Source organism: Pseudoteredinibacter isoporae, assembly GCF_040372805.1.
GTDB classification, from domain to species: domain Bacteria; phylum Pseudomonadota; class Gammaproteobacteria; order Pseudomonadales; family Cellvibrionaceae; genus Pseudoteredinibacter; species Pseudoteredinibacter isoporae_A.
Window position 1 is genome coordinate 1 of sequence record NZ_BAABWJ010000010.1, and the last position, 18483, is coordinate 18483.

The following is an 18483-nucleotide window of genomic DNA, read 5'->3' on the forward strand; positions in this document are numbered from 1 at the left end:
CAGCCTCTCCCAATGATGTTGATAGTGATATAGAACGGATTGAGTCTTGGGCACGGAGAAGAGGGTTGGGTGTATATACAAAATCAGGAGCCTGGGATCAAGAGAAGGCACAAAAGCATACAGCCTCTATTCGTGGGGGTAAGCTTCATGATCTGAATGCCCACTTCGGGCAAGAGAATGTACAGCGGCACGGTTGGATCATGAAAGGCCTTATTCCTAAAGAATATTATGCTTAACATCCTCCTCCCATCCCTCTAAATCTAGGCGTGAATTTAACATTCATTTTATTGGCGGTGAGAGGCTGTGTAGGCTGTCTTTGTAGGGGTTGGCAGGGGTGTGATGGGCTAAGAGAAAATCCCCTTAAAATGGCTTATATTGGCCTGAGGTTCATCTGATTTGAATTTCACTTTTTGTAACCTTTCCACTTGGGACAATCGTATTTATCAGGCTCCGTACTAAGACTTCCTCCCCTAGCGTAGTCTTAGGTCCTAGCATTATCTCTATTTGTTGAAGCGCTTCAGCCCGAATTGGGAGGTCGATGTAGTTGCGGCTTGGCTGCATGATTTCGCAGTACTCTTCCAAGCTCATTCTTGAAATACTTGCTTGAATGCCTGCTGGTATCCGAAACCTCCACTCTTGCTCAAAAGACCAGTCTTCGCTCTTATGAAGCCCAATATTGGACAGATCAAATCCTTCCATTGGATTTTCATATGAATGTCCAGCCCCTGTAGTTTGAGTCCGTACGGGAGGGAGTTCGCCGACTGATTCTCTATCAACATAATTAACTTCATCTGGCCCTGAAATATGTAAAAACTGGTGGTTGATCTGGTTGCCATCTTCGGTAGGTAACATCAGCATTCTTAGGGGAGGGGAAATGCTGGCCGTATTAATATGCCCATTACCCCATTTGCCATATGTAATTTCATCTCTGGGATTGAATAGGTCGGTCGGGAGTTTAATCCTAACCCCTTTCAGGCCAGTATAAAGACTCCACATGGGAATTGAGTCTTGCTCAGACGCTGTCCATGATGAAGAAAAAATAAGTTTTTCAGCGTAAGCAAAGTCAGCATTTTTTCCTTCTAATGGGTCGTTCAAGGTACTTAATTGGCGAAAGCGAATTGTTCTGTGGGACAAAATTAAAGCGAGGTTTTCAATTGAAGTGTAGTGGTACAAAAACGCAGGGGTATCATCTTTCATTTCTAAAGTCCTTTTCAGAGTGCTAGCACCCTATCAATAGGCATCCGTCATGTACAGTGAGGTGTAGTGTTCAAATGTAAGGTTTGTATTGAACAGGTGTTCATTGCTTGGTATTGTTACAATTGAACATGTCTTTTGAGAGCGTTCAAAACTACAAAGTAATGAACAGGAGGTGAGATCAATGGCCTTGATAGGGTATAGGCCTTATCTGGCTCCAATTATCCACCAGTACGCAATAAGTTGGGCGAATTGTTTACAGTACTGGTAGTAATTGATTTTAGGAGTTGTTGTAGTTGGGGAAATAAATGGCTCTTTGGGCTTGATTGAGCACGTGCTCGGGGAACGAGAGCACTACAGTTCCTGACACAACTTTTTTCTTTGCTCCTCCATCACCTTCAGCGCAGATCTTTAAACACCAGCCGTGCAGCATTTGGGCGCTCGAAGGTGATATGTTTCTCGCTTGGCAGTACTCTTCTACACTATAGTGAGTCTCATTTGTGTGGCTGTTTTCAGCGGAAATTTGTTCCGATAGTGCATTTAGTGCCTTTTCATGTTTTAGAAATTGTTCCCCAACTTTTCTCTCTAAAGCTTCTCTCTCCTCAATTTCCATTAATAAGGATTGAACCACTCGTTTGATGTCAGAGTTTTCTTTTACGACAGGGGGTGGATATGTGCCGTATTTTCCTATTGACGGTAGAACTTCATGAAGCACCCACCTTTGAAATTTCTTTGATGCTGGGCTATTGTCTCTCATTATGATTCTTAGCAAACCTGGCTCTTTCACATAAATATGGTCGTCAATAGTTTTGTACTCATCCTCGTCTAAAGCCTCTATTAACCCCATGATTAGCCCTAGAAGTCCATTTCCTTTTTTATAGGTGCTAGGAAGGTTAACGTTTTTAGCTGAAAGAATAGTGACAACATCCTCTAGGCAAAATAATATTTCGTCGTCTACCAGTTTTGTACGAATCTTTTCTTCGGACTCAGGATACTGGAGGAGTAGTAGATCTCCGTTCATGCAATTCTCCATTAAAAAAATATTTCTGAATCTGGAACTCGCCTTGCTATGAATAGCCCTGCGATCATGGCGTTTGGAACGGCCTTTTGTATTACATTTCTCATCGCCACGAAATGGCTTCCTGTCGTAAGCATATCATCGAATATGACAATCGTAGGCCGAAGATTTGACAGTAGGCTTTGGTCAATTACGTATAAATCCTCTAGCTCATCTGGTGTGAGTCTATGATCTTCGCTTTCATGTGAAGCTCTAGTTGACGTGGATTGGTTTACTAATTCCCTGTAGTCAACGCCTTTTCGAATCGTTCCAAATAACTCCAAAATTCTTACAAGTCGGTTGTCGTAACATGGGTCCGATTTACATTTGGATGGCGGGACTGGAACGAAAGTGATTGCCCCTGGGTCTCCTTGCTTGGCTAAGCAGCTCGCCATCTGTTCCATGGCTCTATTCTTATGGTGGTATCTAGGAGTATTTTTATGTTCGACACTTATTTTCAAGTTTAAAATAAGCTGATTTGTCTTGCTGTGGTCAAAACCTTTTCGGGCTGTGTACTCGCCATAATAGAAACAGCGGTCACTTGGTGCTAGGTAGTGGTGGTCGTTGTAGTTACTAGCATCCAGCTGAGTAAGATTCTCGTACATCTAAATCGAGCTCCTTTCGTATGTCTTCGTAGTCCTTCACTCTGATGGCCCCCTTCTTCAAATATTTTTCAGGCCAGGTAATCGCCGGGTTTAAGAAGCAGCTATCTAAAATAAATAGTTTTCTCCCTTGCGCTATTGCGGCTCTGGCTTGGTATAACGTGCCTGAGGTATCAGATGCTTCAACAATTATAGTCGCTTGGGTGAGAGCTGACATCGTTATATTTCGTTCTGGAAAAAAGCTCCTATTTATCCTGTAATCTTGACTTAAGTACTTTTTAAATGGAACTTGGCTTAATAGGAGATAATTCTCTTTAATTAGCCTTTGAAGTGGTGCATTGGTCTTGGGGTAACAATGAGAAAGTGGTGTGCCTATAACTCCGATTGTTTGGCCTCCATACTCTATTGCTGCCAAGTGGGCTGTTTTATCGACACCCTCTGCCAAGCCGGAGACAATAGTGAACCCGTCTTTTACAAGCATTTTAACTAGTTTTCGAGTACGCCTAACTCCATCACTAGATACATTTCTGGCGCCTACAACAGCAACGCAAGGTGTTTCTATGAGGTTCCAAAAGCCTTGATAATAAAGCACTTCGATTGGGTTTCTGGCATCCCTCAATTTGTCAGGGTATTCATTTAGACGATTTACTCTTATGCCAAATTTCCCGACTTTATATTCTTCTAGAATTTCATTTAAATCCAGTAAGGCTTGCTCGATTTCCCGTTCGCTTACTAAATCGGACGGTAGGCAGTCATCGCAAGATTTAAATTTGTCGGCCAGTTTCTTGAATGATGCACTATCTTTCTCCCAGAGAGCTTCATAGGCAGCCATCTCCCTAGTGGGAGATACAATTCGACTTAGAAACTGATCTTTGAGAAGTGAACTATTTTGCATAGTTAACCTTGTAGAGCCTAGTTGTATGAAGCTTAGTGTATTACTGTTTATCTATACAGTATTGAGATTGTATTTTCAAGTATTGTGTTGTAGCTGTTCAGAAAGATGGGGTACAACATACAAAATATTAAATGTACTTTTCAATTACCCAAGATTGGTAGCTATTACCAAAGGCTCTACTCTCCATAATTTATAAGGTCTACTAGGTTGACTTCTAGCCCTTTCGCTAGCTTTAGAAGCTGAGTTAGTGTTGGGTTACGCTTACCATTTTCAATTCCTGATAGGTATCCTCGGTCCATTTCGGCTCTATGTGCCACCTCTTCTTGGCTTAGATTGGCCGCCTTTCTTAGGGCTCTAATGTGGAGCCCAAATGGCTCTAACTCTGGGGTTGTATTAGGTCTACGTCCGCTCATGAGTAGCATTCCAAATGTTACTCATGATCTACATAATCCATTATCAAACTATAGACTATGGGACACATTCTATAGGTAATCTGTTATGATGTAGATTATGGGGCACATTTCTGCCTGATATTTTGAGATTATGTGTTTTTGAGCTAGAGGGGGCATGTGACAAGTTTAGTCATGCGGCCTACTCGCCAATTGGGATATGCCTATTTAAGTCCAGGGGGTTGAAGGATGTCGAAGGTGCTGAAAATTTTATGCTTAAACGTTTATGTATTTCTCCTTGTGTCCTGTGGAGATTATGTTGGAGTCTCTCCTAAAGGAGCTGATATGAGAGAATTCGAGCTAGAAAAGCTATCCTTCATGGCCTCATTGCACTACGCCTGCTACGGTAGTGCCCGTTACATGGAAGGTGGTGTAGCTGGTCTTTCAGAGGAAAGGCACTTAGATAATGCGAGGTTTCTAGTGCGGTTTGTTAAAAACTCAACTGTTGAGGGAAGGCAGTTGCCAGAGTCATATATACGGCAGTTAGATACCCTTGAGGATAGATTGGTTAAGGCCTTTAGGGCTGATTTACTAGATGCTGTTGCTATTGGAGACGATGTTTCAGAGGATATACTGCTTAAAGAGCTCGTGAAAAAATCTAAGTTCTCCTCTCTAAAGAAGCTAAGGAAGTGCACTGAGTTAAATAAGTTAACGCGACTCGTAGTAGATCAGCACTTGGGGTAATTTTTTTGTATTAATGGGGCTCTGTAATTTCGAATTTAGGGTTTTTGAGTCTTCATATTATATGTGGGATCAAGGTTCCAAGGTTGAGTTGAATTTTATTTGAGCCTCAAACATTTCTTTGTCTTTTAATAGATACTTTTTATATTTGTGTAATCTCTGAATCGAATATAAATAGTATTCTATATCTGCATTGCAGGTTACGTCCCCCTTTCTTTGTATCCAAGATCTAAAAGCCGCCAGTAAATTACTATTGAATATGTGTCTTTTGGGGGCGCCATTTGCAATTAACTTGGATACAACCCACTTTGAGGGTTGCCAGTCATCTTTCATTGTGATATTAAAAAAATATGAAATATGATGATGTCTCAGTAATCTCTTAATAATTGCTTTAATTGTTGCTTGCTGTTGTGGATTTATAGCTAAGTTTTCAGCTGAAATTTTGCTGTTAGCTTTTTTGCTTTCTGGTTGACTATTTTCTGAATCTTGGTATCCAAGTATATCTCCTAGAATAAATTCGATAAATTTAGTATCCCAATTTCTACTCTTTACTCCTGAATTTAAGTCTAAAAACTTGAGTCTGACCATTCCAATGTCTGCCCTGTCGCATCCTGTGGCGGCTATGAGTAGTTGTTCAGTTTGTAGACTTGGCTTCCATGATTTTGTCATGGAAATTTTCATGGGAGGAAGAAGGTCCTTCAGTTCGGATACATCTACATAGTTCTCAAGCCCCTCTATCCAGTGGTTGTAAGTGGAGCTGGCCAGTAAGGTGAATACGGCAACCTTTTGAATCGGCTGTAGCTGGTGGAAAGAGCTGCTGAGATCGAGAGTGACCGTTTGTAATAAGTCTTTGTCTATACCGACATCTACTAAGGTTTCCAGTAAATCATCATGGGGTTTCCACATTAAGCTAAACTCCTATCAAAGGTGAGCGTTTCAGGGCGGTGACTCTCATTTTATGCTTCGGTTGTTGTTAATTCCCTTTCTTATAAGTGTAGTAGTCCTGCTGCCAGTTTATAGAGATATCAGGGTTGTATGTGTTGATAGCATCTTGGCAATTTTTAAGATTAGCTTCAGAGAACTTATTGCTATAGGTGGCAGTTTCTCCTAGTACAGAAGGCTCGTGGCCTGCGATTCTTTGAATAGTGGTTGTATTCTGGCCGTTATCCACAAGTGCGGTGAGAATGTTGTGGCGAAAGCTATGAAAAACTTTTTTACCTCCCCTTTCATCCGTTGGGTTACTTGGTATGCCATGTCTTTTCTTTAGTGTTTCGCTCCAGTAGTTACTGACTTGTGCGCCTAGGCTATCTCCTTTCGGCTTTAGGTCGGGCCATAGGGATCCTGAGCTTAGGTTTTCCCAGTATTGAATAAAGCCGTTTTCTATTAGAGCGTTGTGGATAGGGACGTATCTTATGGCGTTTGCGGTTTTTAGTGTTTTGGGTCCTTGGTCATTGATAGACAAATACCATATTCCGTTGTCAGCCTGAATTACATCTGTAGTTAAGAGTTGAGCAATTTCATTTTGTCTTGCGCCTGTATAAAGAGCTACTTTGGGGATCCAGAATTGCCATAGGTAATGAATGCGTGCTTTAGGCAAGTTGAATAGTTCGTTGAGGTCTTCTTTTGTATATAGTGCGTAGTGTCGAGTGGGGTTTGAACCTGATTTTGGAGCCCACCTTAGACCTTCAAAAGGGTTACGATCTATGAAGTTGTTTCGGCATAGCCAAGTGCAAAAGCCATTGATTACTGTTCCTCTTTCATCAACACTCTTATCGGATAGCAGTTCTCCCTCGCCTAAGATCTCATTTAGAGCTTTATTGGGAAATCGGCGATTACGATACTTTGGAATTAACCTAGTGCTCTGAATAATATCTTCAGCAATCTCTACGGTAAGAGAAGTTGCACTAGCATTCTGTGGGAGGAGCTCTAAAAAGTCCTCAAACCATGTTCCGTGCATCTTGTAAGTCTTGGACTCAGCATTCCATTCACCATTGTTTACTTTCCTGCTTCTGTACTGTTCCCAGAGTTGTGGTATTAGTTTTGTTTCACTTTGATCGCTGTTGTTGATCTCAGAGGTGGCTTGTAAATAAGACTGTTCTAGCTCTTCGATAGGTATGCTTAGAGGAAAGTGTTTTGTTAAACGATTGGGCAGTTGGGGGCTATTATTAATGTGGTAAATAGCATTCATCGCAAATCTATCTTTAGTCATGCGGTGATAGAAGTCGGGAGAGTTATCTTTTATCACTTTAATTGGCTCTGGAATCCCGTCTGGATATGCAACTCTTTCAAAGATCGAGTATTCGTCGTCTTCACTTATGTAGCCCTGAGTTGTCATGGCTGCCGCGCCAATTTTGAAGAGATGAATTAGCTCCTCTACCTCTTCAATAGAATTAGAATTGCCTAGTAGGCCTTGAATTATGGTTTTTGGAGGTTGAATTTGATCAATTCTTCTTTTCAGAGCTTGCCATTCTATGCTTAGAACGTCGTGATAGGCTTCGAGTGTTTCTTTAGTGCACATGGATAGAAAGTTTGTCAGCTCCGTTGATATTAGGGCAGCCAATTGTGTGGCTATTAGCTTGTGTTGGGTGCCTAGAGATTTATATAACTCAGTTTGGTTGGTAATAGCCCTTAGTTTTTTGGGTACTGACCAGCGAAAGTAATATATACCAGAAGAGCGTCTTTGTAGCATGATTTGTAGCAAATCCCTAGATACCAGTGGGGTAGGTGCAAATGGGATTTGATAGAAGAAAGGTGAGCCCTTGTTGAGTAAGGGCTGTTTAGTGAGTTTTCACTAACCTATAAGAATAGTGGTAGCTAGGGGCGGACTTGAACCGCCGACCCCAGCATTATGAGTGCTGTGCTCTAACCAGCTGAGCTACCTAGCCACTAAGTTCTGAATATCACACCTGGGTGCGTCTCAGAGGGCGCGTATTTTGGCTATTTGGTGTTTCTCTGTCAAGGGCTAAGGGCTTAATTTTTCAGCTTTTTTTCACTTTGTTGTTACTGGCTGTTTGGGTCTGACCAGGGCGGTGGTCATGGAACCGCCTACGACCAGTAAGGCGCCCATCCAGCTGAGCCAGTTCAGGGTTTCGGCCTGGATCATATCGGGCAGCAGCCAAGCCGCTAAATGCACGAAGAACAGGCTGGTGAGCGGCACAATGGTGATGGTGGCGCTGACGCGGCTGGCTTGCCAGTGTTCCATGGCCATGGCGAAGGCGCCGTAGGACAGGGCGGTGTTGATGCTGGCGAAGATCAGGCAGTAGAGCTGGGTTTGATTCAGTTCAAAGAGCTGCTCGGGCTTGGCCAGTGGCAGGAAGAGCAGGGTGCCCACAATATAGATGGTCAGCAGCACTTCCTGTGAGCCGAATTCTTTGAGCAGTTGTTTTTGCGCGAGGCCGTAGATGGCCCAGCATACGGCCGAGGTCAAGACGATGCCTACGCCCAGGTTGTATTGGTTGTCGCCTTCGCTGCCGAACAGGCTGGGCAGGCGGTGATTGAAAAACAGCAGCAGGCCCAGGGTAAACATCACTACGCCGATTTTCTGCCAGCCACGGAAGGCTTCTTTATAAAGCCACACGCTGGCCAATAGCAGCAGCATGGGAGCCACTTGAATGGTCAATTGGGCGGCTTCCGGGCTGGAAAGGTCGAGTCCGCGAACCCATAGGTAGTAATTGCCGCACAGGCCGGTGATGGCCACCAGCATGGGCAGAGCGATTTTCGGCTTGGCCATTTTGCGCCACTGATAACCGCCGCGCAGGGCGTAGTAAGCACCCACTATGGCGGTCGACACGAGCATGCGGTACCAGATGATGGTGTTGGTATCCATGGCCGCCAGCAGGCCTTGAATGGCCACTGGCAGTGAGCCCCAGAGTAGGGCGGTGAAAAGGCTGAGGGCTAAGCCCAGCTGCCAACGATCGCTGGGCTGATGCATGGCTTATACGTTAAAGCGGAAGTGAATAACGTCGCCGTCGGCTACGATGTAGTCTTTTCCTTCCAGGCGCCATTTGCCTGCGTCTTTTGCACCGGCTTCACCGTTGTTGGCGATGTAGTCGTCGTAGCTCACGATTTCGGCGCGAATAAAGCCTTTTTCGAAATCAGTGTGAATTTTACCTGCCGCCTGTGGTGCTGTTGCGCCCACTGGGATGGTCCAGGCGCGAACTTCTTTGACGCCGGCAGTAAAGTAAGTGTGCAGGCCGAGTAAGTCGTAACCGGCACGGATGACGCGGTTTAAACCTGGCTCTTCCTGACCCAGTTCTTCCAGGAATTCCGCTTTTTCGTCGTCGTCCAGCTCGGAGATTTCGGCTTCGATTTTGTTGCAAATAGGCACGACAACCGCGTTTTCTTCGGCGGCGATGGCTTTGACGGTATCCAGATGTGGATTGTTCTCAAAGCCTTCTTCGTCCACGTTGGCGATATACATGGTGGGCTTCAATGTGAGCAGGCTGAGGGGTTTGAGTTGTTGTAATTCATCGTCGTTCAGGCCGAACGAGCGCAGGGGCTTGGCTTCGTTCAGATGCGGCAGGATTTTTTCCATCAAGGCTTTCATTTTGATGGCGTCTTTGTCCTGGCCTTTGGCGGCTTTGGTGAAGCGTTGCAGGGCTTTCTCGCAGCTTTCCAAATCGGCGAGGGCCAGTTCGGTGTTGATGACATCGATATCCGCAGCCGGGCTGATTTTGCCGTCTACGTGGATAACGTTTTCATCTTCAAAGCAACGCACTACGTGGGCAATGGCGTCGGTTTCGCGGATGTTCGCCAGGAATTGGTTACCCAGGCCTTCACCTTTGGAGGCACCGGCAACCAGGCCAGCGATGTCGACAAACTCCATGGTGGTGGCGATGACTTTTTCAGGCTTCACGATCTCGGCCAATTTGTCCTGGCGCGGATCGGGAACGGCAACCACGCCAGCGTTGGGCTCAATGGTGCAGAACGGGAAGTTTTCAGCGCCAATGCCCGCCTGGGTCAAGGCGTTGAAGAGAGTGGATTTACCTACATTGGGAAGGCCAACGATGCCGCAATTAAAGCCCATAGTGTTTTGTCTCGCTTGAAATCTGTGTCGAAGCCCCTGAGCGGGGAAAAATAGGCGGGCATTCTACTACAGCTGGGGCCGTAGCAACATCTTTAAACGCGAACGCGGGCCTAAATGGATGGGGGCATCTCGGTGCCCTTTTTATTGTTCATCATGACAAGGGAGAGGTAGCAAACCCTGTTGGGAGGAGGTTTTGGAATCAAAACACGTAGCGGGTTCGATGCCGGGGCTGACGGGCCTCAGAGGGGTGGCAGCTATGATGGTCTTGCTGTTCCATGTGTGGGGCGAGGCCATTCCCAGGGCGTTGATTATCGATGTGGGGTGGTTCGATATTCGTTGCCATGTGTTGTTTTCCCTGGGCTGGTCGGGGGTGCAGGTGCTGTTTGTGCTGTCGGCGTTTTTATTGTCCTTGCCGTTCATTCGGGCTCAGGCGGGCATGTCGGTCTCGGAGCCCCGCTTGCGTTCTTATTTTTCTCACCGGATTGCGCGGGTCTTTCCTGCCTATTATGTGCAGCTCGCATTGCTGCTGGGTTTGGGGGTCTTATTGAGTTCTCAGCTTCCCATTCAGGAAACTGAGTTGCTGAAATACCTGTTGATGCTGTTTGCACCCCAACCGCTCGGGGTGGGCAACCCGGCTTTGAATTTGGTGTGGTGGACACTGCCTATTGAGCTGTCCTTCTATTTTGTATTGCCGCTGTTGGCCTTTATGTTGAGGTGGCGCTGGCGATATGTGCTCGGCGCCTTTTTCCTGGGGGTGATGCTGCTCTGGCGTTATGCGGTGGTCGGGCTGATTCAACCGGATGAGGTGTCTCTGTGGGCCTTGCAATTGCCGGGCTCGTTGGATTCTTTTGGTATGGGGGTGCTGGCAGCCTTGATGCATGTGCATTGTGTAGAGCAGGGCTATGGGAAAGCGCTCTACCTGAAGGTGTTGTCGCTGGCGTTGTTGTTGGCATTGCCAGCCTATGTGGCGCTGTTTGCTTGGATGGACAGCCAATATCAACAGTATTGGAGCGCCAGCCTGATTTTTTTCACCTGGACACCGTTGTTCAGTGCGATTACGGCGGTCGTGGTGTTGGCCTGTGCTGCTCGCTTGAATGGTACTGCCACCTTGTTCGCCAACCGTGCTGTGTTTTATTTGGGGGTCACCAGCTATGGCTTGTACCTGTGGCATTACCCGGTGATGAAGTGGCTGAACGATTACAGTTTTATTGCCTCGCTGGAAGGTTACCGTTTCCCGTGGTTGGCGATGGCGACGTTTGTGGTGTCTCTATTTTTGGCAGCCTTATCGTGGCACTGTTTGGAATCGAAGGTGATCGGGTGGGTGAAGGCGAGAACGCAAGCGGCTGCGTAAAGGCTGGGCGGGCTGACTTGTAAGAACATATTGCTGCCGGGAATTGTTGAGGTACTGATATGCTGGCTCGTTTCAGCCCTAATGCTTTTCTGCATCTGCTCGAAAGTCGCCATTTATGGGGGTATTTCGGACGTCAACGACCCTGGGGGTGTCGGCAGCAAAAGCCAATAATCACTACAACAACAGGCGATGTTATGACTGCAACTGCTGCTGCCCAGCCGGACACGGCCGGGGACCTCTTTGGCCATCCAAAGGGTCTTTATATCTGCTTTGCCACAGAAATGTGGGAACGCTTCTCTTTCTACGGCATGAAGTATCTGCTGATTCTTTATTTGACCAAATACCACTTATTTACTGATGACATGGGACTGGAAGTTCTGGGTTCCTATACAGGTTTGGTCTATGCATTGCCTGTGATTGGGGGGGTGTTGGCGGATCGCTATTTGGGAATGCGTAAGGCAGTACTCTTTGGTGGTAGCTTGTTGGTTATTGGTCACTTATTAATGGCTTACGAAGGGCACCAAGCTGTTCAGTATAACGCTGGTGTAGTTTTAGAGCATGCCATTACCCTTGCGAATGGAGAAATTATTCCTGCTGGTACTAAATTGACTGAAACTGTAAAGATTCAGGACCTAAGTGCTCTTAAGGTTTTCTATTTAGCTTTGGCTTTTATCGTTGTTGGTGTCGGTTTTCTGAAACCCAATATTTCTACCATTGTTGGACAGCTCTATCCCAAAGGGGATGAGCGACGTGATTCTGGGTTTACCATCTTTTATATGGGAATCAATTTAGGATCATGGATCGCTTCTCTTACTTGCGCGTGGCTTGGTGAAACTTATGGTTGGGGCTATGGGTTTGGCTTAGCAGGCATCGGTATGCTGTTCGGCTTAATCACATTCATTTGGGGACAGAAATATCTCAACGGTCTAGCAGAGGCAAATGACCCTGAAGTAATGAAGCAACCTGCAATTGGTCCTATTAATAAGGAGTGGGCAATATACTTGGGCTCAATTTTGAGTTTGGGGGTTGTTTGGTTGTTGGTACAGCACGAGCCTGTAGTATTTGTAGGGCAGCAGGTACTGTTGGTAGCCGCTGGTGTTGGTTTGCTTGCGTACACGATGAGAAACGGCACCAAAGAAGATCTACATAGAATGATGGTTCTGTTGGTGCTTATTGCGTCAACAATCGTGTTCTGGGCTCTATTTGAGCAAAGTGCGGGTTCAATGACTCTTTATGCTGATAGGGTCGTAGATCGCGAAGCATTTGGTTTTACATTTACAGCTGGTCAATTTGGCTCCCTGAATGCATTGTTCATCATCATTTTTGCGATTCCAATTGCATGGATTTGGATGCAATTATCAAAGCGTGGGCTGAATCCAAATGCTGCAGTTAAGTTTGGAATGGGCATTATATTGGCTGGTTTGGGCTTTGGTGCGTTAGTGCTGGGTGCTGAATCAACGGATGAGCTAGGCCGTATAAGCATGTGGTGGTTAGTATTTGCATATTGGTTGCATACGATGGGTGAGTTGTGTCTGTCACCCGTGGGGCTATCTGCCGTAACTAAGCTTTCTCTGCATCGAATTGTAGGCATGGCGATGGGTACTTGGTTCCTGGCGACTGCTCTGGCGGAGACCGTGGCACAGCGTATCGCCAAGATGGCGTCCATCGATACCAGCAGTACTGACATCAATGACATTAGCTCGATTGTGGGTACTTACACCGAGTTGTACACCTTCTTGATGTGGCTGGGTGTTGGCGTCGGTATCTTTATGATTATTATTTCGCCCATTTTGAAGAAGGGCATGCATGGGGTGAACTAAGACCCCGTGCGTCAATAATCGATTGATGCGTTAAACTTTTGGCCAAAATTCCCGCTAAAGTAGTGGGGGGCGCCAAAAATGAACTAAAATAGCTCCTACTAAGGGGCTATTTTTTTGTCTATAACTATTAGAAGTCCTTAGGGTTTGCCTGTGTATTCATGGGCACATGCAGTGAGCAGTTGATAAGAGCTTTTAATGACAGAAGAAACGGCGACAAACAGTAACCCTTTTCGGGCTTTTATTCGGCACCCTCTCTTATCCGCCGCGGCCGTTTTTATTCTTTCTCTCTCTCTTTGCACCATCTTCCTTTTTTACGAGGCCAACCGTCTCCAAAGCCTCCGGCAATACAATGCGCTGACCGAAATGCTGGCGATTAAGGCCCGTCTGGAAGGCATGATGACCAGTCACAGTATGATGATGTCGGGCTTGCACACCAATGTAATGTTGGAGCCTGGCATGGATGCGGAGAAATTCGAGATGCTGGCCAAGGGCATGATGGCCCACAGCACCCATATGAAAGGTTTGAGCTGGATTCCCACTTCTCCGGATGGACACCTGAACCGACAGGCCGAGCGTGTCTATGGCCACCCGATGAGGGATTTGGGCGCCTTTGAAAGTGCCGTCAGTCGGGCGGTTGATAGCCGCCAGTTGGTGATCGCCGGGCCGGATCAAGATGGGGACAAACGTTGTTTGTATATGTTGTTGCCGGTTTATTATCAGGAAGCGCTGCTGGGAATAGTTATTGGCGTGGTGGATCATTCCGCCATGCTGTCGCGTGCGGGGGTGGATTCACCAAATCTGCCTGAACAGGTGGCACTGCGTTGGCTGGCTGATGATGGCAGCCCGGCATTGGTGTTTTATGGCGAGGCCGATGCGTTCAGTATCTCCAGTGTGCAGTTGAATATCGATCTGCCCAATGGGCGCTGGCAGGCCGCGGTCGATGTGGATGACAGTGGTTGGGCTGCGGCCGGTTTTCGACTGGCCATGGCAGCGGCTCTGGGCTTGATGGTATCGGTATTGTTTGCACTGGCTGCTTATATCGTGGCCAGCAGTTACGCCCGCCGTGAGCAAGCGGTGCAATCGGCAAATTACCGGGCGAACTACGACGCGCTCACCGGATTGATTAATCGCAATTTTTTCTCCAACCAACTGCAGCAGGCCATTAATTCCCACAATCGTTTACAGCGCAAGTTTTCTTTGATGTTTATCGATCTCGATTTCTTCAAGCAGGTGAATGACACTTGGGGACATCGTGCGGGAGATGAATTGTTGCAGGAGCTGGCGAGTCGCCTGATGGGCTTTGTCCGAAAAAGCGATGTGGTGGCGCGCCTCGCGGGTGATGAGTTCGTGGTGTTGATGCAAAATTCCGAAAGCGCGACTCAGGTTGATTTACTGGCCAATCGAATTTTGGCCTATCTGAATCAACCCTATGATATTGCGGGCCAGAAATTGTCCATCAGTTGCAGTATTGGTATCGCGATGTTTCCGGACGATGGTCAGACAGCAGAAGCAATATTGAGCCATTCCGACACGGCAATGTACGCGGCTAAAAAAGCGGGCCGCAACCGTGTGACCTTATTCAATGACGATATGCGTGATGAGGCGCAACACCAGTTGCTGATGCACAATGAAATTCTGAACGGCCTGGAGCAGGGTGAGTTCGATGTGTATTACCAGCCCATTATGCATATGAATAATGGGCACATTGAAAAGTGCGAGGCGCTGATTCGCTGGCGTCATCCGGAAAATGGGTTTATCCCACCCAATGAATTTATTGGTGTGGCAGAAAACACGGGTGCAATTCGATCGATTGGCCGCTGGGTTTTGGAGCGTGTCTGTCAGGATTTTAAACGCTGGACTAACGCTGGCTTTGATCTGTCGGTGTCCATTAACCGTTCAGTGAGCGAGTTCTATCCTTCGGGGTCTCACCGGGAATGGGAAGAGTTGGTCTCCAGTTACGGTATTGACCCATCCAATATTATTTTTGAAATTACTGAATCTCTGTTTATGGACGGCAATGAATCGCCCGTCGATGAACTGAAACAAATGCGCAGTAATGGTTTCCGTTTTGCTATTGATGATTTTGGCACGGGCTACTCAGCCATTAATTATTTGCGCAATTACCCCGTCGACTTTATCAAGATTGATCGTTCATTTGTGATGGATATTCTGGATAACGCCCAGGACCGCACTCTGGTTGAGGTGATTATCAAAATGGGTAAAGCGCTGGGTATTGGAGTCATTGCCGAAGGAGTGGAAAACATAGAGCAGCTTCAAGCTCTGAAGGTTTTTGATTGCGATTGCATTCAGGGGTATTACCTTGCAAAGCCGATGCCTGTTGAGGAATTCATTTACTTTTGCGATGCCTATCGCCCTGGCGAAATAGGCCCGACGGTGCCCCATGTCGAATCATACCTGGAACAGCAATGACAATACGCTGAACTCACATCGAGACAGTGCTTATGACCCCTGGCTTGAAAACCAGATCAACCAGGAGTTACTTCATGCCGATGCTCCGCTGGCGTTGGACTTGGGCTGTGGCCTGGGTTTGGGCAGCGCACGGCTGCGACGTCTGGGCTTTCAAGTGATCAGCACCGACTTCAGTTCTCAAGCTTTACTCAAAGCAAAGCGGCTGGGCAATATTGAAGCGGCGTTTGTGGCCGATGCCGAATCTTTAGCGCGTAAATTGAGTGGGCGTCGATTCCATCTTATTCTGGCCAATCTCTCTTTACGTTACATTCCGAGCGATCGCCTCCAGGTAACGCTGATTGCTTTGTTAAACGCCTTGAAGGAAAAAGGCCAGCTCATTGCTCGTTTTAATCACCGTGGCGATATTGCTGCGAACGAACCGCAGCCGGAATTTTCCGAGGTCGACGGTATTTTGAAAACGTTTTATACCATTGATGACCTGCTGCGAATTTGTAATCCCGTTCTCAGTGAGCTCAAGGACTGCCGGCCAGATGAAAACTGGTTTTATCAGATCAAAGAATCCGATAGTTTGGGGCTGGGGGGCGGCCAGCGGGTCTTAACCTTGGATTGGCGTTGTCAGCGTTAGTCAGGGCGTTGGAAACTTTGCGCCGAAAGCTTCGCCTTCCAGCTCAGCGTTGTTCGCGACAAAGGCCACCAAATGATAATTGGCTACCAGAGCAAAGATTTCCAACTGCTGCTGGGTATCCCAATGTGTAATGAAGTCCGGGTGTTTGTGGTGATCGATTCGAGATGTTTCGATTAACTGATCCACTGCTTGGATAAGCCCGGACTCCTGGTGTGACCAACAATCCTCTTCTCCAGTGCCATGGTATAAGCCGTAGATGTGCAGCTCGCTGAGTTGGGCGTGCTCAGCAAACACCGTAACGTGAATTCCCCATTCGTATTCGCAGTGCAACTTGGCACAACAGCGTAAGATAATGATTTCCCGATCTCTCAGGCTCAGGGGACTGTCCTGATCGAGAAGGTTTTTGGGGCCACTGTGACTTAAAAAGCGTTCACTGTTGGCAAACACTTTGAAGAGGTTCAGAAGATAACCATCGATCTTGGGGTAATGCTTCAACAAGGCCGCAATATTGTCTGAATAAGGGGCGTCGACAGGTTTCAGTCGATGTTCCATACCGTTCTCCCGTGAATAGATTGAGTTGTTACGCTACATAAAGTGTAGCAACTCTAGCTCATGCTGATGTTAATTGCTACACTTTTTGTAGCATTGCTTTGATCGAGAGAATTTATGAGCGAAAAGACATCATCACGTCCTATCATGCGTTTGTTGGACGCTTTGGGGCAAAAATGGGCGTTGAGGATTCTGTGGGAGTTGCGTGATGGGCCGATGAACTTCCGTCATTTACAGGCCCGCTGTGACGATGTTTCTCCAACCAGTTTGAACCGTCGGCTTAAAGAGCTTAGAGAGCTGGGGATTGTTGAGCACGAGGAGAGTGGTTTTCAGTATTCGCCAGCAGGGAAGGTCTTGGCGCAACAGCTGTTGCAGTTGCACCAGTGGGCAGATCGCTACTTGTAAACGATCTGCCCGAAGCGGATCTTAAATGCACTTAAGATAGCTGCTGTATTCCAGTTGGGTGATTCGACTGTGGAATTCATTTAATTCCTGGCGTTTACACAGGCCGTAGCGATGATGGAAGGTCTTGCCAAAGGTGTCAGGAATGAAAGTCGATTGCTCGAATAAGCCCAAGGATTCCGGCCAAAATTGTGGCAGGCTTGGTTCAACCTGGCTGTAGGCATCGCCTTCGATTGGGGCATCGGCACTCAGTTTTTCATTCATGCCTTTTAAGGCACCCGCCAAAATGGCCGTCAGTAACAAGTACGGATTGCAATCGGCACCACCAATGCGGTGTTCTATGCGTCGGGCTACAGCCTCACCCGCGGGAACGCGCAGTGCAACGGTGCGGTTTTCATACCCCCAGCACGGCGACGTTGGAGCGTGGCAGCCGGCCTGGAAACGGCGATAGGAATTGAGGTTCGGGGCAAAGATGGCCATGCAATCTTTCATGGTCGTGGCCATGCCTGCAATCGCTTGGCGTAGGGCATCGCTGCCTTTGTCACCGCCGTCACTGAAAATATTATTGTCGGCATCGTCAAGGCAGCTGAAATGCACATGCATACCATTGCCAGCTTCTTCACCAAAAGGTTTGGCCATGAAAGAGGCGATGTAGCCGTGCTTGCGACACACTTCACGAATGACGCGCTTTAACAAAAACGCTGCATCGGCGGCGGCTACTGGATCGGGCAAGTGGTTCAAATTGATTTCATATTGCGAAGGTGCGGCCTCTTTCACGAAGGTGTCGGTGGGCAGATCTAACGCTTCGCAGGCGCTGCGCAATTCATCGAGAAGCTCGCGTTGCTCTTGCATGCTGTCGAGGTGGTAGGGCTGGCCTCCCAAGCTCGGGGAACCGTCGGCTTCCACGCTGCTGTGCTGTGGGCTGCCGTCGGCATTTAATTCGGATTTTAATAAGAAGAACTCCATCTCGACAGCCACCACAGGACGCAAACCTTTTGCGGCATACTGATGGGCTGTGTTCTTCAAAATGTTGCGGGGGTCGCTGTCATCATCACGGCCATCCATGTCGGCCATAGTGATTTGCATTTGAGCGCTGCCAGGGCGCCAGGGAATGCGTTGCAAACTTCCTGGCACTGGCAGGCACATACCATCGGCATCACCGGTAGCGAACACAATTTCTTCCAGATCGCGGCCCCAGATATCCATACTTAATGCGGTGGTGGGCAGCTTGAGATTACCCTTGAAAACTTTTTCCAGGTTGTCTCGGGGAATCAGCTTGCCGCGCAACAAGCCATTGTAGTCGCAAAGATAGACTTCAATGGTGTGGATGTCGGGGTTGGCTGCTAGAAAATCCCTGGCTTGTTGTAACTGGGGATCTACCGAACTGCTTGTGTTCATATGA

18 protein-coding genes and 1 tRNA gene are annotated in these 18483 nt (G+C 47.2%); 7 read left to right on the plus strand and 12 right to left on the minus strand.

The genetic code is table 11. The annotated features are described in order from the left end of the window. Positions 1–236, plus strand: a 236-nt coding sequence (locus ABWW03_RS16685) for a hypothetical protein (RefSeq protein ID WP_353410207.1), incomplete at its 5' end; no start/stop codon positions are given. A gap of 151 nt (positions 237–387) precedes the next feature. Here ABWW03_RS16685 and ABWW03_RS16690 read toward each other — a convergent pair. The 5 genes from ABWW03_RS16690 to ABWW03_RS16710 form a co-directional block, all read right to left on the minus strand. Continuing rightward, positions 388–1197 (minus strand): hypothetical protein, encoded by an 810-nt coding sequence (locus ABWW03_RS16690; RefSeq protein WP_353410209.1) that lies wholly within the window; start codon positions 1195–1197, stop codon positions 388–390. Between the two features lie 277 nt (positions 1198–1474). Then, on the minus strand, positions 1475–2215 hold the full coding sequence (locus ABWW03_RS16695; RefSeq protein ID WP_353410211.1) for a BRO-N domain-containing protein: 741 nt from the start codon (positions 2213–2215) through the stop codon (positions 1475–1477). An 11-nt stretch (positions 2216–2226) separates the two neighbouring features. Continuing rightward, a complete protein-coding gene (locus ABWW03_RS16700; protein WP_353410213.1) occupies positions 2227–2856 on the minus strand; it encodes a hypothetical protein in 630 nt (209 codons plus the stop codon). Then, the gene (locus ABWW03_RS16705; protein ID WP_353410215.1) at positions 2825–3748 is read right to left on the minus strand and encodes a DNA-processing protein DprA; all 924 of its coding nucleotides are present in this window, start codon (positions 3746–3748) and stop codon (positions 2825–2827) included. Before ABWW03_RS16705 ends, ABWW03_RS16700 begins: the two co-directional genes overlap by 32 nt. A gap of 176 nt (positions 3749–3924) precedes the next feature. Beyond that, positions 3925–4170, minus strand: coding sequence for a helix-turn-helix domain-containing protein (locus ABWW03_RS16710; RefSeq protein ID WP_353410217.1), 246 nt, complete (start codon positions 4168–4170; stop codon positions 3925–3927). Positions 4171–4386: 216 nt separating this feature from the next. Between ABWW03_RS16710 and ABWW03_RS16715 the strand changes: the two genes are divergently transcribed. After that, positions 4387–4881 (plus strand): hypothetical protein, encoded by a 495-nt coding sequence (locus tag ABWW03_RS16715; protein WP_353410219.1) that lies wholly within the window; start codon positions 4387–4389, stop codon positions 4879–4881. Between the two features lie 69 nt (positions 4882–4950). Here the strand turns inward: ABWW03_RS16715 and ABWW03_RS16720 are convergent, their stop codons facing one another. From ABWW03_RS16720 to ychF, 5 genes are all read right to left on the minus strand, one after another. Next, positions 4951–5784, minus strand: a complete 834-nt coding sequence (locus ABWW03_RS16720; protein WP_353410221.1) for a hypothetical protein — start codon at positions 5782–5784, stop codon at positions 4951–4953. Positions 5785–5851: 67 nt separating this feature from the next. Next, on the minus strand, positions 5852–7567 hold the full coding sequence (locus ABWW03_RS16725) for a site-specific integrase (RefSeq protein ID WP_353410223.1): 1716 nt from the start codon (positions 7565–7567) through the stop codon (positions 5852–5854). A 119-nt stretch (positions 7568–7686) separates the two neighbouring features. Beyond that, a tRNA-Met gene (locus ABWW03_RS16730) sits at positions 7687–7763 on the minus strand. A gap of 104 nt (positions 7764–7867) precedes the next feature. Next, complete coding sequence (locus tag ABWW03_RS16735; RefSeq protein WP_353410225.1) at positions 7868–8809, minus strand: DMT family transporter; 942 nt, start codon at positions 8807–8809, stop codon at positions 7868–7870. Positions 8810–8812: 3 nt separating this feature from the next. After that, a complete protein-coding gene (gene ychF, locus ABWW03_RS16740; protein WP_353410227.1) occupies positions 8813–9904 on the minus strand; it encodes a redox-regulated ATPase YchF in 1092 nt (363 codons plus the stop codon). Between the two features lie 193 nt (positions 9905–10097). Between ychF and ABWW03_RS16745 the strand changes: the two genes are divergently transcribed. The 4 genes from ABWW03_RS16745 to ABWW03_RS16760 all read left to right on the plus strand — a co-directional run bounded on the left by ABWW03_RS16745 (position 10098) and on the right by ABWW03_RS16760 (position 16130). Continuing rightward, positions 10098–11255, plus strand: coding sequence for an acyltransferase family protein (locus ABWW03_RS16745; RefSeq protein ID WP_353410229.1), 1158 nt, complete (start codon positions 10098–10100; stop codon positions 11253–11255). A gap of 194 nt (positions 11256–11449) precedes the next feature. After that, entirely contained in the window at positions 11450–13075 is a 1626-nt protein-coding gene (locus tag ABWW03_RS16750) for a peptide MFS transporter (protein ID WP_353410521.1), read from the plus strand. A gap of 195 nt (positions 13076–13270) precedes the next feature. Then, a complete protein-coding gene (locus ABWW03_RS16755; protein ID WP_353410231.1) occupies positions 13271–15505 on the plus strand; it encodes a putative bifunctional diguanylate cyclase/phosphodiesterase in 2235 nt (744 codons plus the stop codon). Then, complete coding sequence (locus ABWW03_RS16760) at positions 15477–16130, plus strand: class I SAM-dependent methyltransferase (protein ID WP_353410233.1); 654 nt, start codon at positions 15477–15479, stop codon at positions 16128–16130. Before ABWW03_RS16755 ends, ABWW03_RS16760 begins: the two co-directional genes overlap by 29 nt. On the opposite strand, the gene ABWW03_RS16765 is transcribed toward ABWW03_RS16760, so the two are convergent. Beyond that, entirely contained in the window at positions 16131–16682 is a 552-nt protein-coding gene (locus ABWW03_RS16765; RefSeq protein WP_353410235.1) for a carboxymuconolactone decarboxylase family protein, read from the minus strand. A gap of 114 nt (positions 16683–16796) precedes the next feature. On the opposite strand from ABWW03_RS16765, the gene ABWW03_RS16770 reads away from it, so the two are divergent. Continuing rightward, positions 16797–17084, plus strand: coding sequence for a winged helix-turn-helix transcriptional regulator (locus ABWW03_RS16770; RefSeq protein ID WP_353410237.1), 288 nt, complete (start codon positions 16797–16799; stop codon positions 17082–17084). A gap of 21 nt (positions 17085–17105) precedes the next feature. Here the strand turns inward: ABWW03_RS16770 and ABWW03_RS16775 are convergent, their stop codons facing one another. Then, positions 17106–18479 carry a glutamine synthetase family protein gene (locus tag ABWW03_RS16775; protein ID WP_353410239.1) on the minus strand — a complete coding sequence of 458 codons (1374 nt, stop codon included), beginning with the start codon at positions 18477–18479 and terminating at the stop codon, positions 17106–17108. Positions 18480–18483: the final 4 nt, after the last annotated feature.

Excerpts from the sequence above, each read along its gene's own strand:
- ABWW03_RS16690 (WP_353410209.1), bottom strand. The coding sequence starts at position 1,197 with ATGAAAGATGATACCCCTGCGTTTTTGTACCACTACACTTCAATTGAA.
- ABWW03_RS16695 (WP_353410211.1), bottom strand. The coding sequence starts at position 2,215 with ATGAACGGAGATCTACTACTCCTCCAGTATCCTGAGTCCGAAGAAAAG.
- ABWW03_RS16700 (WP_353410213.1), bottom strand. The coding sequence starts at position 2,856 with ATGTACGAGAATCTTACTCAGCTGGATGCTAGTAACTACAACGACCAC.
- ABWW03_RS16705 (WP_353410215.1), bottom strand. The coding sequence starts at position 3,748 with ATGCAAAATAGTTCACTTCTCAAAGATCAGTTTCTAAGTCGAATTGTA.
- ABWW03_RS16710 (WP_353410217.1), bottom strand. The coding sequence starts at position 4,170 with ATGCTACTCATGAGCGGACGTAGACCTAATACAACCCCAGAGTTAGAG.
- ABWW03_RS16715 (WP_353410219.1), top strand. The coding sequence starts at position 4,387 with ATGTCGAAGGTGCTGAAAATTTTATGCTTAAACGTTTATGTATTTCTC.
- ABWW03_RS16720 (WP_353410221.1), bottom strand. The coding sequence starts at position 5,784 with ATGTGGAAACCCCATGATGATTTACTGGAAACCTTAGTAGATGTCGGT.
- ABWW03_RS16725 (WP_353410223.1), bottom strand. The coding sequence starts at position 7,567 with ATGCTACAAAGACGCTCTTCTGGTATATATTACTTTCGCTGGTCAGTA.
- ABWW03_RS16735 (WP_353410225.1), bottom strand. The coding sequence starts at position 8,809 with ATGCATCAGCCCAGCGATCGTTGGCAGCTGGGCTTAGCCCTCAGCCTT.
- ychF (WP_353410227.1), bottom strand. The coding sequence starts at position 9,904 with ATGGGCTTTAATTGCGGCATCGTTGGCCTTCCCAATGTAGGTAAATCC.
- ABWW03_RS16750 (WP_353410521.1), top strand. The coding sequence starts at position 11,450 with ATGACTGCAACTGCTGCTGCCCAGCCGGACACGGCCGGGGACCTCTTT.
- ABWW03_RS16755 (WP_353410231.1), top strand. The coding sequence starts at position 13,271 with ATGACAGAAGAAACGGCGACAAACAGTAACCCTTTTCGGGCTTTTATT.
- ABWW03_RS16760 (WP_353410233.1), top strand. The coding sequence starts at position 15,477 with ATGTCGAATCATACCTGGAACAGCAATGACAATACGCTGAACTCACAT.
- ABWW03_RS16765 (WP_353410235.1), bottom strand. The coding sequence starts at position 16,682 with ATGGAACATCGACTGAAACCTGTCGACGCCCCTTATTCAGACAATATT.
- ABWW03_RS16770 (WP_353410237.1), top strand. The coding sequence starts at position 16,797 with ATGAGCGAAAAGACATCATCACGTCCTATCATGCGTTTGTTGGACGCT.
- ABWW03_RS16775 (WP_353410239.1), bottom strand. The coding sequence starts at position 18,479 with ATGAACACAAGCAGTTCGGTAGATCCCCAGTTACAACAAGCCAGGGAT.